We start from the raw sequence: 13,447 nt of genomic DNA, 5'->3' as shown, positions 1-13,447 counted from the left end.
TCTCGTTCGCGAGCGAGCAATCGACCACGTGGCCTTCCCCGGCCCCTGCTCCCGCGCCGGCAGTCACTGTCCCTTGGGGGCCCGGATGGAGCCGGCGTCCAACTTCCCCTGGTCACTGTCCGCTTCCCGTATCGGTCGCGCTTCTAACCGGAATGCGCGGCGGTCCCCTGGAACTGAGAGCACACTGACTGAGCGCTCAGTCGCCCCGCTGCCGCAGATGCGCCTCGGCGAGCGCTTCCATCTCCTCGTCGCTCAGCTCGTCGTAGCTGCGCGCCTCGTGCCGGTCGTTGCGGCTGAACCGGACGAACATGAGGATGATGAGCGGAAGGTCCACGATCTCCGCAATGAACCACAGGATGTCCCCGGCGAGCTGCTGATCCCGCAGCGGCGTCGGGAACCACGCGGGCGAGCCCGGGGCCCAAGACGTCACCCCGTCGAGGACCGTCGCGTTGAGCCGGAGCGCGATGCCGGGGACGGCGTCGGCGAGGAGCTCGATGAACACGTAGACGAACTCGAGCAGGATGAAGGTCGACGACCGATGGAAGTCGTCCGACTCGACGATGGGCAGGGCGAGGATGAGCCCGACCAGTGGCACGAGGATGCTCAGGGCGCCGCTCGCGATGGGGTTCGAGCGGTACACGTCCAGAAGCGGCGTGAGGAATGTCGCGAACAGGACGAGGCCGATCACAGGGGCCACGAATGCATTGCCGAGCACGCGCATCGGGCGGCTGCCCATGACGGCGTCGAGGCGTCGTCGTCCGCCCTCGCCGAGAGCGGCTCGCGCGAGGCCCAACGGCCGCCCGAGCCCCGCGAGCAGCGGGACGACGAAGAACATGAGCGCGATCTTGAGCGTGAACGCCCAGCGGAGCTGGCTGCCGTACGCGCCCGTGAAGCCGCATGCGAGGACGAGATAGGGAAGGATGCCGAGGGCGTAGAAGCACAGCGTCCGCCAGAGGGGCCACGCCTCGCCGTTGCGCCGTGCCGCCCGAAGCCCCCAGCCGTAGGCAACCCCGGCCCCGAGAACCAGCGCGAGCGCGGCGGGGTCGACGACGACGGCGGTCAGGAGGGTGGCGATGGGTGGCACGAGCGGATTTTAGGCGATGAGGCTGGGCGGCGGCTGAATCCCGTGAGGTCCGCTGGCCTGCCGGGCGATCAGCCTCCGCGCGCAGGCGGCGAATAGAATGGATCAACGCATTGACTGGCGTGCCGTCAGCACGCGGCGGGCGGACGTGGGGGAGAGTGGAAGGCATGAAGGCACGCATCCTGGTAGTGGACGACGACGAGGCCCTCGCCGAGATGATCGGCATCGTCCTGCGCAATGACGGCTTCGATCCCGTGTTCTGCGCGGACGGGGCGGAGGCCCTCGACGTGTACCGCTCGCAGAAGCCGGACCTCGTTCTCCTCGACCTCATGCTGCCCGGTCTCGATGGCATCGAGGTGTGCCGACGGATCCGCTCCGAGTCCGATGTCCCGATCGTCATGCTCACCGCGAAGTCGGACACCTCGGACGTCGTGCGGGGCCTCGAATCGGGCGCCGACGACTACGTGCCCAAGCCGTTCAAGCCGGCCGAGCTCGTGGCGCGCGTGCGCGCCCGCCTCCGCCCGGGCGAGGCCAAGACCCCCGAGACCCTGCGGATCGGCGACGTCTCGATCGATGTCGCGGGGCACACCGTGAAGCGCGGGGATATTCCCATCGCGCTCACGCCCCTCGAGTTCGACCTGCTTGTCGCACTCGCCCGGAAGCCGTGGCAGGTCTTCACGCGCGAGCTCCTCCTCGAGCAGGTGTGGGGCTACCGGCATGCTGCGGACACGCGCCTCGTCAACGTCCACGTTCAGCGCCTCCGCTCGAAGATCGAGCGCGACCCGGAGGCCCCGGAGATCGTCCTGACCGTCCGCGGCGTCGGGTACAAGGCCGGGAGCTAGACCACATCGATGGACCATGAGGAGGGCGTGCGCACCGCGCGCGAGGGCGTGGGGCCCGCGTATCTCCGCGCGCGCCGTCGCCGGATCGCTGCCGCCCGGCTGGCACGCCGGGTACGCCGGACGTTCGCCTGGAGGCCGCGGCACATCGTCGTGCGGCGGCTCTGGATCGCGTTTGCAAGGCTCCGCCGCCTTGGCCTGCGGACGCTCGCGGGGCTCGTGCGCGTTCCCGGGCGCGTCCGCCGGGCCTTCGCGCGCCGGTGGCGGCGCTCGCTCCAGTTCCGCACGGTGCTCATCACGCTCGTGCTCTCGTGCGTGTCGATTCTCGGCGTCGGCGTCTACCTCTCCAACCAGATCGCGAACAGCCTGTTCCAGGAGCGGCTCACCCAGGCCGAGCTTCAGACCCGCCAGAGCGTGAGCCAGGTTCAGGAGACGTTCGACGGCGCGCAGGTCACCGATCAGCAGGGCGTGCTCAAGCTTGTCAACGACACGCTCGCGACCCTCGAGGCCCGCGATTCGGGAACCCCGCGCCAGTATGTGTTCCTCGCTGTGCCGAATCAGGATCAGCCCCGCAACCGGTGGGTCGACAGCCGGGCCTCGTACCTGCGGACCGAGAACGACATCCCGCAGTCCCTCCGCCAGGCGGTCGAGGGCTCGCAGCAGCCCCAGCAGTTCTGGGAGTCGATCCCGCTCACGGTGGACAACACGGTCCACCCGGCCATCGCCGTCGGCAACAAGGTCAGCTTCGGCGGCACCGTGTACGAGCTCTACCTCCTGTACGACATCAAGTCGGCCCAGGACACGCTCGACGAGATGCAGAGCGTCCTGTGGTTCGGCGGCATCTTCCTCATCCTGCTCATCGGCGCGATCGTGTGGATCGTGACGCGAAGCGTCGTGAGCCCCGTGAGCCATGCGGCCTCCGTGTCGGAGAAGCTCGCGGCGGGCCAACTCGAGGAGCGCATGGCCGTCGAGGGTGAGGACGAGGTCGCGCGGCTCGCGAAGTCGTTCAACCACATGGCGGCGAGCCTCCAGGAGCAGATCACCCAGCTCGCCGCGCTCTCGCAGATGCAGCAGCGCTTCGTGTCCGACGTCTCGCACGAGCTCCGCACCCCGCTCACGACGGTCCGCATGGCTGCCGAGGTCCTGTACGACGCCCGCGAGCAGTTCGACCCCGTGAACAAGCGGTCGGCCGAACTCCTGTACAACCAGGTCGAGCGCTTCCAGGCGCTGCTCAACGACCTGCTTGAGATTTCCCGCTTCGACGCGGGCGTCGCACGCCTCGACGTCGAACCGCAGGACATCGTCGCCGTCGTCCGCAATGTCGTCGACACCGCGGAGCCGATCGCGCTCGCGTGCGGCTCCGAAGTGCACCTCTACACGCGCACGGCCGGCATCGTCGTCGATATGGACGCGCGGCGCATCGAGCGAGTGCTGCGGAACCTCCTGCTCAACGCGCTCGAGCACGGCGAGGGTAAGCCAGTCGAAGTGTTCGTCGCGGCGAATGCCGACGCCGTGGGCGTCGCCGTGCGCGACCACGGGATCGGCATGTCGCCGTCCGAGGCCGCGCGGGTCTTCGACCGCTTCTGGCGCGCCGATCCGGCGAGGGCCCGCAAGACAGGCGGCTCCGGCCTCGGGCTCTCGATCGCGACCGAGGACGTCAAGCTCCACAGCGGCTGGCTCCAGGCCTGGGGCCGCCCGGGCGAGGGGTCGTGCTTCCGGCTCACCCTCCCGCTCCACTCTGGCGGGACCATCGCGGAGTCGCCCGTCGCGCTCGAGCCCGCCCGCGCCGCCCTCCCGCTGCCGGGGGGGAGCACGCGGGGCATCGTCGTGGGCACGTCGGCGGTCCTCGCCTCGGGTCCGGGCCGCGGCACGAAGGACGACGGCGCGTGACCGTCCGAGTTCGAAGGCCGCGACGGCGGGGCGAGGGGCGACGACGGCCCGCCGCCGTGACTCCTATGTCCGCCATGCTCGCGGTGTTCGCCGTGATCGTCGGGCTTGTCGCGATGGCCGGCTGCGCTCAGATCCCCACGGCGAGCTCGGTCGGCACGAGCAAGGACGGCGGATCCGTCATCGGCAACGCGCCGCAGTACATCCCGCCTGGGCCCCAGGCCGGCGCGGGGCCGCAGGCGAACATCGAGGGCTTCTTCAACGCGGGCTCCGGGTACCAGAACGACTTCACGGTGGCCCGGCAGTTCCTCGCACCTGCCACCGCGGTCTCGTGGAAGCCGAGCCAGCGGACCCTCGTGTACCGTGGGAGCGCGTCAGTGGTGCCGGGCGATCGGCCCAACACATACCGGTTCGAGCTCGACGTCTCGTATTCCGTGGACCAGGACGGGATCATGACCCAGTTCCCCCCGGGCACGAAGCAGTCCGTCGAGGTCGAGGTGGCCCAGGTCGACGGCCAGTGGCGGCTCTCGAAGCTCCCGGACGGGACGGTCATCCCCGAGGAGACCTTCAAAGTCCTCTACCGCCCGTTCTCGATCTACTTCTTCGATCCGGACTACTCGGTGCTCGTCCCGGACGTGAGGTGGTTCATCGACAACTCGGGTGTCGCGAAGTCCCTTGTGAGCGCCCTCATCGCAGGGCCCGCTCCGTACCTCAAGACGGCGGTCGCGACGGGGTTCCCGGCGGGCATCAAGCTCGAGCGCGAATCCGTGCCGATCGTCGGGAACCTCGCCCAGGTGGACCTGACCGCCGAGCTGCGCGACACGTCGTTCACGGACCGGCAGCGCATGCGCAGCCAGCTCGTGCGCACGCTGTCCGCCATCCCGTCGGTGGGCGGGGTGGCGCTGAGGACGAACCAGACCGAGGTCGCGATCGAGGATCCCGCGAGCGGCAAGTCCCCGGATCCAATCGTGGATCCCAAGATCCCCTCGTGGCAGGTCGGAATCGCCGACGGCGGGATCGTCCAGTACGGCTCGAAGCAGACCTCGAAGATCGACGGACTCGGCTCCGCGGGGACGTACGGGCCGGAGTATCCCGCGGCGGCCGCGTCCCAGCACGTGTACGCCTTCCTCGGCGCGGACGGCAAGGCGCTTTACTCCCTGCTCCCGGGCCAACCCGCGCGGCTGCTCGATTCGCGGCAGCACCTGAGCCCGCCGTCCGTGAGCCCGAGCGAATGGGTGTGGACGGCCGGGCCTGGGGCTAACGGGGCGACCGAGGTCGTCGCGTTCAAGCCCGTCGGGACCCAGGCAGGCTCGGACGTCCCGCACGCGACCGTCTCGGCACCATGGCTCGTGGGCCGCGTCGTCAAATCGCTGCGGGTCGCGCGCGACGGCGCGCGGGTCCTCGTCCTGTCCGAGGCGAACGGCCAGTCGCAGCTCAACGTCGCGGGCATCGTCCGAGCGCAGGACGGCTCCCCGCGGGCTCTGACCGATCCGCTCGCGCTTCCCATGACCGCCAAGAACCCCGAGCTCGCCTTGTGGGTCGACGAGGCGACCATTGTCGTCTCCGGCACGTCGGCGGCCGATCCGGTCGCGCCCGAGCTTGTGAGCCTCCAGGGCGGCGATCCGCGCCAGCTCTCCTCGCTCAACGGGATCCAGTCGATGTCCGCGGGCAACGGGGACCAGTCGATCTATGCCGTGACGCACGACGGGATCTTCCTCCTCGTCCGCACGTCGTGGACGGAACAGGGCAAGGGGGCCTTGCAGCTCGCGTTCGCGGGCTGAGCCGGAAGTCCTCGGGCGCTGCGAGGCATTCGTCCTCCCCAGGAATCGTGTCGGGGTGTCGTCTACAGCCCGCCTCCATTCGACGGCATGCGCGGTGCGGCCTGTCAGGCTGGGTCCATGGGGGAATCGCCAGCGCGGCACGCAGCGAGGCCAGCTGGGCCGCTGCGCGGGGTCGTGAGCGCCGCGCGCGCCGGAAGCGGCGCCCTGCTCTCGCTCGTCGTTCCGGTCGAGTGCGCAGGGTGCGGTGTTCCGGACGTCCCGCTGTGCGTTGACTGCGCGCGCAGGGTGCGGTCCGCCACGGCCCGGCCGCGCCGGGTCGAGCAGCATGCGCCGGCGCTCGTCGAGTACGACGGCGGGGTTCTCACCGCCGCTGTCGCGTCCGGCCCGTACCGAGGCGAGCTCGCACAGGTCCTTCTCGCGTACAAACGCCATGGAACGGCCCGCCTCGAGAGCGAGCTCGCGTCCGCGCTCGCCCGCTCGCTGCGTTCCGCCGTCGGCCCCCGAGAGGCAGGACAGAGCGTTTGGCTCGTCCCGGTCCCCACGAGCACGGGTGCCTACCTCCGCCGGGGATTCGATCCCCTCGGGGCGCTCCTGTCCTGCCTGGGACGCGACGGGCGCCTTCCTCCAGGGACGGTGTGCGCCCGCGCGCTCGCAAGACGGCGACGCGGAGTGCTGCGAGCCGCCAGGGCCTTCGTGGACAACCCGTTCGGGGCCCGAGGAGGGCAGAAGGGCCTCGGCCGCGGGCAGCGGCGCGGACGCGTCGCGGGCGCCTTCATCGCGCGGGATCCGGGAGGCCGCCGGATGTCCCGTACGCGGCCGTCGCTCGCCGGCCGGAGGGTCGTGATCGTCGACGACGTGCTCACGACCGGCGTGACCATCCGGGAGGCGGCCCGCGCGCTCGAGGCCGCGGGCGCCGTCGTCCTCGGAGCGGCCGTCATCGCATACGTGCCCCGTCCCGCGGAGACGACACGCCCAACTACGCATATGGCGGACACGAAGTGAATTACAAGCCAAGAGGGGGTGTGCAATCGATGACGATCTACTAACGTCAGTAATGGGTTCCAGGTTGAGGGGAACCTCTCGATAGCGGCTCGGAAAGGGGCTCGACTGTCAATCAGTGGCCCTCAGAGCCGTCATCGGGCTGACCGAAGCAAACTCTGGAGGGCACCATGGAGTTCAAGATCAGCGGGCGCAACCTGACTGTGTCGGACCGATTCCGCGAGTACGCCACTGAGAAGCTCGAGAAGATCGAGCACCTCGCGGACAAGGTTCAGCGGGTGGATGCCAAGTGCTCCAAGCAGACCAGTTCGAGGTCGGGAGGCGACCAGCTCACTGTCGAGCTGACCGTCACGGGACGGGGCCCGGTGATTCGCGCTGAGGCGACCGCCCCGGACAAGTTCGCTGCCTTCGATCTTGCGTACGGGAAACTGCTTGAACGGCTCAGGCGGGCCAAGGACCGCCGCAAGGTGCATCACGGCAAGCACACTCCCGTGGCCGTGAACACGGCGACGGCCTCGCTTCCCGTCGTGAGCGGCAACACGCCGATCTATGCCGAGCACGCGATGGATGTCCCTGCCAACTCGTCCGACTCGACGCCGTCTCCGTACGACATTGACAACGACATCCCCGCCGGCGATTCGCCCGTTCTGATCCGCCGCAAAGTCTTCCCCGCGGCAACTCTTACGCTCGATGACGCCGTGGACAACATGGAGCTCATCGGCCACGACTTCTACCTGTTCATCGACGCCGAGACCAACACCCCATCCGTCGTGTACCGTCGTCGCGGATGGACGTACGGTGTCATCAGCCTCGACCAGGCGTGCGAGCCCGGCGCGAGCGCCGTCGAGGATCGCATCCTCGCGTACCGCTCGGATGACGAGGGCGCGGTCGTCGTCTGACGGCCGGAAAGGAGAACACATGGGCGGTGCCTTGAGCCTTTCCCAGGCACGGCGCATCGCCCTCTCCGCACAGGGACTCATCGGCGAGCGGCCCACGGCTCATGCGACAGCGAGAGCCGTGGGCCGCACGTTCGACCGGCTCCAGCTCGTGCAGATCGACTCCGTCAACGTCCTTGTCCGGAGCCACTACCTGCCCTTCTTCTCCCGCCTCGGGCCGTACGACCGCTCTCTTCTGGACCGCCTGGCGTCCCGCAGCCCGCGGCGCATGGTCGAGTACTGGGCACATGAGGCGAGCTTCATCAAGCCCGAGCACTTCGAGGCCCTGCGCCTGTGGCAGAACCGCACGTGGGTCGGCGCGGGGAGCCTCGAGACCGCGATCCGCGAGGACCTCGCGGCGCGCATCCTCGACATCCTCGCGACGAGCCGGCCCCTCACGTCGGCCCAGCTCACGGAGCGCCTCGGGCACATCGAGGAACGCCGGAACGACAACTGGGGGTGGAATTGGAACGCCGTCAAGCGCGTCGTGAGCGACCTGTTCGCGCAGGGGATCGTGAGCTCGGCGGGCCGCACGCCGTCGTTCGAGCGGCGCTACGCCCTCACGGAGGCGGTCCTGCCCCCCGGCTGTCGGGGTGCCGGGATTGCCCCGGGAGCCCCGATCGGGATCGGCCCGGGCGCCACTCTCGGGGTCGGGCTCGAGGCGGACCGCGACGAGGCCGCACTCGTCCTCTCCCGCGCCGCCCTCGCCGCGCACGGCATCGGGACGTCGCGGTGCATCGCCGACTATTTCCGGCTGCCCGTCAGGGCGACGGAACGGGCGCTCGCCGAACTCGTCCGCACGGGTGAGGCGGAGCCCGTATCGGTGCACGGATGGGGCACCCGTCTCTACAAGGATCCGGCGGCGGCCGTTCCGCGCTCGGCGAAGGGGCGCGCGCTCCTCAGTCCGTTCGACTCGCTCGTCTTCGAGCGGCGCAGGCTTGAGGAACTCTTCGATTTCCACTACCGCATCGAGATCTATACCCCGTCGCACCGCCGTCGCTTCGGCTACTACGTCCTGCCGTTCCTGTTCGGCGAGACGATGGCGGCCCGGGTTGACCTCAAGGCGGACAGGCCCGGCCGAGCGCTCCTCGTCCAAGCCGTGCACGGGGAACCGGATGCGCCCGCCGAAACCGCCGTCGAGCTTGCCGCCGAGCTGCGGCTCCTCGCGGACTGGCTCGGTCTCGACGACGTTCGGATCGCCGAGAACGGAAGCCTCTCGGCCGCCGTCGCCCATTCCCTCGGCGAGCGGCAGTCCCGGGAACCCTGATTCGCTGCCGTGCGTGTCTCCCGTAGACTGAAACCCGCCCGCTGCGCACGCAGGTCGCGGCAGGAACCCATGCAGGCCGCACAGGCCATTGACGAGGGAGCGAAAGCCACGTGGCAAACCTTCTCGAGAAACTCCTCCGGTCGGGCGACCGCCGGGTCCTGAAGCAGCTGCGCGTCTACGCCGATGCGATCAATGCGCTCGAGGAAGAGTTCGAGGGATTCACCGACGCCGAGGTCCGCGAGGAGACCGATCGGCTCAAGGCCCGCTACGACGACGGCGAGAAGCTAGACGACCTCCTGCCCGAAGCATTCGCCGCCGTCCGCGAAGCCTCGCGCCGGACGCTCGGCATGCGCCACTTCGACGTCCAGCTCATGGGTGGCGCGGCGCTGCACCTCGGCAACATCGCCGAGATGAAGACCGGCGAGGGCAAGACGCTCGTCGCGACGGCCCCCGCCTACCTCAACGCACTCACGGGCAAGGGCGTCCACGTCGTCACCGTCAACGACTACCTCGCCGAATACCAGTCCGAGCTCATGGGCCGCGTCTACCGCTTCCTCGGGGTCTCGAGCGGCTGCATTCTCGCGAGCATGGATCCGGCCGAGCGCAAGAAGCAGTACGACGCGGAGATCACCTACGGCACGAACAACGAGTTCGGCTTCGACTACCTGCGCGACAACATGGCCTGGGACAAGGACGAGCTCGTCCAGCGCGGCCACCACTTTGCGATCGTCGACGAGGTCGACTCGATCCTCATCGACGAGGCCCGCACGCCGCTCATCATCTCCGGCCCCGCGCAGGGCGACGCGAACCGCTGGTACTCCGAATTCGCGAAGATCTCCCTGCGTCTCGGCGAGGGCGACTACGAGGTCGACGAGAAGAAGCGCACCGTCGGCGTGCTCGAGCCCGGCATCGAGAAGGTCGAGGACTACCTCGGTATCCACAATCTGTACGAGTCCGCGAACACCCCGCTCATCGGCTTCCTGAACAACGCCATCAAGGCCAAGGAACTGTTCAAGCGGGACAAGGACTACGTCGTGCTCGACGGCGAGGTGCTCATCGTCGACGAGCACACGGGCCGCATCCTTCCGGGCCGCCGCTACAACGAGGGCATGCACCAGGCGATCGAGGCCAAGGAAGGCGTCGAGATCAAGGCCGAGAACCAGACGCTCGCCACGATCACGCTCCAGAACTACTTCCGCCTCTACGAGAAGCTCTCGGGCATGACCGGCACCGCCGAGACCGAAGCGGCCGAATTCATGAGCACGTACAAGCTCGGCGTCGTGCCGATTCCGACGAACAAGCCCATGGCCCGTACGGATCAGCCCGATCTCGTGTACAAGAACGAGGTCTCCAAGTTCGATGCGGTCGTGAAGGACATCTCGCGGCGCCACGCAAAGGGGCAGCCGGTCCTCGTCGGCACGACGAGTGTCGAGAAGAGCGAATATCTTTCGCAGGCCCTCGCGAAGGCGGGCGTCCGCCACGAGGTGCTCAACGCGAAGAACCACGCGCGCGAGGCAGCGATCGTCGCGCAGGCGGGCCGCAAGGCCGCCGTCACGGTCGCGACCAATATGGCGGGCCGCGGAACCGACATCATGCTCGGAGGCAATGCGGAGTTCATGGCCGTCGCCGAGCTTGCGTCCCGCGGGCTCGACCCGGAGGCGGATTCCGAGGCCTACGAGGCAGAGTGGCCCGCCGCCCTCGAGGCCGCGCAACGCGCCGTCAAGGATGAGCACGAGGAGGTGCTCGAACTCGGTGGCCTGTATGTGCTCGGCACAGAGCGGCACGAGTCGCGCCGCATCGACAACCAGCTGCGTGGCCGCTCGGGGCGCCAGGGTGACCCGGGGGAGTCGCGCTTCTACCTCTCCCTCACCGACGACCTCATGCGGCTCTTCGGCACCGGTGGCGCCGAGCGGCTCATGGCGAGCAGCCTTCCCGACGACACCCCGCTCGAGTCCAAGCTCGTCTCGCGCGCCATCCAGTCCGCCCAGGGGCAGGTCGAGGGCCGCAACGCCGAGCAGCGCAAGAACGTCCTCAAGTACGATGACGTCCTCAACCGCCAGCGCGAGGCCATCTACGGCGATCGCCGCCGGATCCTCGAGGGCGACGATCTCCACGAGAAGGTCCAGTTCTTTATCGAGGACACCCTCGTCGCGATGATCGAGTCCGCGACGGCGGAGGGGAACGGCGACGATTGGGACTTCCACGGGCTCTGGAACAACCTCCGCACCGTGTATCCCGCGACCATCACGCCTCAGGACGTCATCGAAGAGGCCGGCGCCAAGTCTCGCGTGACCGTCGACATGCTCAAGGAAGAGGTGCTCTCCGACGCGAAGCTCGTCTACGAGCGGCGCGAGGAGATGATCGGCTCCGAGACGATGCGCGATCTCGAGCGTCGCGTCGTGCTTTCCGTCATCGGGCGGAAGTGGCAGGAACACCTGTACGAGATGGATTACCTCAAGGAAGGCATCGGCCTCCGGGCTATGGCCCAGCGCGATCCGCTCGTCGAGTATCAACGCGAAGGCTACGCGATGTTCCAGACCATGATGGAGGGCATCCGCGAGGAGTCTGTCGGCTTCCTCTACAACCTCGAGGTTCAGCCGGTTGTGGCGGCGGGCGAGGAGCCGCAAGGGATTGAGGCGCCCGAGCGCCCCGCGCGGCTTGAATACTCGGCCCCCGCCGAGGACGGCACGACCGAAACCCACGTCGAGCAGAGCCGGCCCGGGAAGGCTTCGCAGAACGGGTCCTCGAACCGGGGGGATCGCAGGGCCCCCGCGAGCCGCACGTCCGGCCAGCAGCAGGCGCCGCGGCGCGCGAAGGGCCGCCGCCGCTGACCGCACACTGTGGGGCCGCGTCGGCCAGGCCAGCGTCGGCCAAGCCGCCGGCGGACGGAGGGACGTCAGCCAGGCCGGCGTCGGACGGACCGACGTCAGTCAGGCGGACGCAGACCCGTCAGCCGATCTCGAGCGCCGTCACCCGCCAGCCCGCGCCGCGGATCTGTTCGAGCCGCATCGCGACGGCGCGGCAGCGCAGGCGGTCCGAGACGACAGCACTCGCTTCGTACACGCCTGGCCGCACCATGCTCGCCTGTGACGAGAGGATCGCCGCGCCACGGTGGACAAGGGCAAGCTCCGGCGAGGCCCCGGGGGCGTCTGCACGGCTGAGGTTCGCACGAAGCTGAAGCGCGGCAAGAATGTCCCGGTGGGCGACGTGCGCGAGCTGATGGACCGGACGAACTCCCGCGAGGACCTCGATCGCGGCCCCCGTGATGCGGGCCGCGAGCCGCGCGACCCACCGCTGCTCGTCGGCTGATCCGACGGCATGGAGGTGGCGTGGGGCGGGCATGGCGAACGGAGCGGCGAGAGCGGACGTCCCTTCGCTGCGGATCCCACCTTCAGGCTCGGCCATCGTGCCGCGGCGATGCGTGCGAAGGCGGACGACGGTGTCGTCGCCGTGCCCGTCGACCGGCGCAGGCGTTCGTCGGTTTCGGTGGTCCGGGATCGGGTGCAGGGAAGTCATGCGGATGTCCTTTCGGCGGCCCGCGTGGGGCGGGGTCGTAGTGGCGATTGCTCGGTATCCGTCACAGGGGCGCCTACCGGGTCGGCGGGGTGAGGAGCTGGCCGGGGCGGATCACGTCGGGGTCGTTGCCGATGACCTCCCGGTTTGCGTCGAACCAGCGCGGCCATGCCTCGGCGACGTCGAGCTCGGTTGCGCCGGGTCCGAGTTGTCGGCCGACGATCGTCCACAATGAGTCTCCTGGCCGCACCTCGACGGCCCCAGTGCCGCCGGTCGCCACGGGCCTCGTCTCCGTCCGAAGGAGGGGGCTGTTCGACGGCTCGGGCGACGTCGGCGTCCACGCAGGCTCGATCGGATCCTCGGCGGAACGTGGGTGATATTCGGAAGATGTCACCGCCGCGCCCGTAGCCGGGGCGGGTGCATCCTCGCTTGCCACGGCTTCGGCGGGCGGCTCGCGAGGCGCGGGGCTTTCGGCCCGCGGCACGTTGTCCGAGGGCGGGGGTGCTTCCGGTGCAGAGTAAGGAGTGGGTGGGGGAACCTGCGTCGTCTGCGCGCCTGGCACCGAGGCGGCAGAGGTCGCCGTCGCCGGCGTCATCGGCGCCCACGCCGGGTCCAAGGAGTCTGGCGCGGCCTGCGCGGCGGTCCCTGTCACGAGACTCATGCCGAGCACCGCCAGTGTGAGGCGGCGCATGAAGGCCGGGGACACCGCACCTGCCCATCTCGCGGAGCGGCCGTGGCCCGCCGCGGTAAGGAGTGCAGCGGCGATGGCGAGGGTCATGGCAAGGAGCCACCACGCGACGACGGCGAGGCCCGCAGCGCAGGCCATGAGGCCTAGGACGACGTCGAGACTGGAGCTGCGGTCGGATGCGACGACCGATGCGGGGTCTCCCCAACTGCCGGGCGACGAGCGGTCGATGAGCACGCGACCCGCCGCGACGAGGATGGCGCCAACTCCGAGAATCGTGACTGCTGTGATGGCGTCGACCACAGCTTGCTGCGATCTGCTGTTCATGAATCTCCCCCAGACGTCCAGCCCGAAGGCCTTCAGTGCTCGATCATGTCATTTGATGCAGTTTGATGATGTTTAGACAGTTTGAACATCTTAGGCACGGTTTGTCCAATCGTGGTGCTTTCCCGTGCGATTA

Annotated in this window: 10 protein-coding genes; 7 read left to right on the top strand and 3 right to left on the bottom strand. The window is 69.1% G+C overall.

Annotated elements, in window-relative coordinates; translation table 11 throughout:
- Window positions 1-196: 196 nt before the first annotated feature.
- Entirely contained in the window at window positions 197-1,084 is an 888-nt protein-coding gene (locus SPF06_RS00135; protein ID WP_323276889.1) for a cytochrome c oxidase assembly protein, read from the bottom strand.
- Between the two features lie 164 nt (window positions 1,085-1,248).
- Here SPF06_RS00135 and mtrA point away from each other — a divergent pair, with 164 nt between their 5' ends.
- The 7 genes from mtrA to secA all read left to right on the top strand — a co-directional run bounded on the left by mtrA (window position 1,249) and on the right by secA (window position 11,620).
- Window positions 1,249-1,923 (top strand): MtrAB system response regulator MtrA, encoded by a 675-nt coding sequence (gene mtrA, locus SPF06_RS00130; protein ID WP_323276888.1) that lies wholly within the window; start codon window positions 1,249-1,251, stop codon window positions 1,921-1,923.
- A gap of 9 nt (window positions 1,924-1,932) precedes the next feature.
- Window positions 1,933-3,810, top strand: a complete 1,878-nt coding sequence (gene mtrB, locus SPF06_RS00125; RefSeq protein WP_323276886.1) for an MtrAB system histidine kinase MtrB — start codon at window positions 1,933-1,935, stop codon at window positions 3,808-3,810.
- Window positions 3,811-3,875: 65 nt separating this feature from the next.
- Window positions 3,876-5,588: an LpqB family beta-propeller domain-containing protein gene (locus SPF06_RS00120; protein WP_323277756.1), complete on the top strand. Its 1,713-nt coding sequence runs from the start codon at window positions 3,876-3,878 to the stop codon at window positions 5,586-5,588.
- A 117-nt stretch (window positions 5,589-5,705) separates the two neighbouring features.
- Window positions 5,706-6,590 (top strand): ComF family protein, encoded by an 885-nt coding sequence (locus tag SPF06_RS00115; RefSeq protein WP_323276885.1) that lies wholly within the window; start codon window positions 5,706-5,708, stop codon window positions 6,588-6,590.
- A 167-nt stretch (window positions 6,591-6,757) separates the two neighbouring features.
- The gene (gene hpf / locus SPF06_RS00110; RefSeq protein ID WP_323276884.1) at window positions 6,758-7,486 is read left to right on the top strand and encodes a ribosome hibernation-promoting factor, HPF/YfiA family; all 729 of its coding nucleotides are present in this window, start codon (window positions 6,758-6,760) and stop codon (window positions 7,484-7,486) included.
- A gap of 19 nt (window positions 7,487-7,505) precedes the next feature.
- Window positions 7,506-8,789: a winged helix-turn-helix domain-containing protein gene (locus SPF06_RS00105; RefSeq protein WP_323276883.1), complete on the top strand. Its 1,284-nt coding sequence runs from the start codon at window positions 7,506-7,508 to the stop codon at window positions 8,787-8,789.
- A 110-nt stretch (window positions 8,790-8,899) separates the two neighbouring features.
- Window positions 8,900-11,620, top strand: coding sequence for a preprotein translocase subunit SecA (gene secA, locus SPF06_RS00100; protein WP_323276882.1), 2,721 nt, complete (start codon window positions 8,900-8,902; stop codon window positions 11,618-11,620).
- A gap of 118 nt (window positions 11,621-11,738) precedes the next feature.
- Here the strand turns inward: secA and SPF06_RS00095 are convergent, their stop codons facing one another.
- Window positions 11,739-12,305 carry an Rv3235 family protein gene (locus tag SPF06_RS00095; protein WP_323276881.1) on the bottom strand — a complete coding sequence of 189 codons (567 nt, stop codon included), beginning with the start codon at window positions 12,303-12,305 and terminating at the stop codon, window positions 11,739-11,741.
- Window positions 12,306-12,378: 73 nt separating this feature from the next.
- Window positions 12,379-13,314 (bottom strand): LysM peptidoglycan-binding domain-containing protein, encoded by a 936-nt coding sequence (locus SPF06_RS00090; RefSeq protein WP_323276880.1) that lies wholly within the window; start codon window positions 13,312-13,314, stop codon window positions 12,379-12,381.
- Between the last annotated feature and the right edge of the window lie 133 nt (window positions 13,315-13,447).

The organism is Sinomonas terricola, assembly GCF_034931225.1.
GTDB lineage: Bacteria > Actinomycetota > Actinomycetes > Actinomycetales > Micrococcaceae > Sinomonas > Sinomonas terricola.
The sequence above is the reverse complement of the archived record's forward strand: the minus strand, read 5'-3'. Positions and strand labels throughout refer to the sequence as shown.

Coding starts and splice junctions, on each gene's coding strand:
- SPF06_RS00120 (WP_323277756.1), top strand. CDS start 3,876: ATGTCCGCCATGCTCGCGGTGTTCGCCGTGATCGTCGGGCTTGTCGCG.
- SPF06_RS00090 (WP_323276880.1), bottom strand. CDS start 13,314: ATGAACAGCAGATCGCAGCAAGCTGTGGTCGACGCCATCACAGCAGTC.
- SPF06_RS00115 (WP_323276885.1), top strand. CDS start 5,706: ATGGGGGAATCGCCAGCGCGGCACGCAGCGAGGCCAGCTGGGCCGCTG.
- mtrA (WP_323276888.1), top strand. CDS start 1,249: ATGAAGGCACGCATCCTGGTAGTGGACGACGACGAGGCCCTCGCCGAG.
- SPF06_RS00095 (WP_323276881.1), bottom strand. CDS start 12,305: ATGACTTCCCTGCACCCGATCCCGGACCACCGAAACCGACGAACGCCT.
- mtrB (WP_323276886.1), top strand. CDS start 1,933: ATGGACCATGAGGAGGGCGTGCGCACCGCGCGCGAGGGCGTGGGGCCC.
- hpf (WP_323276884.1), top strand. CDS start 6,758: ATGGAGTTCAAGATCAGCGGGCGCAACCTGACTGTGTCGGACCGATTC.
- SPF06_RS00105 (WP_323276883.1), top strand. CDS start 7,506: ATGGGCGGTGCCTTGAGCCTTTCCCAGGCACGGCGCATCGCCCTCTCC.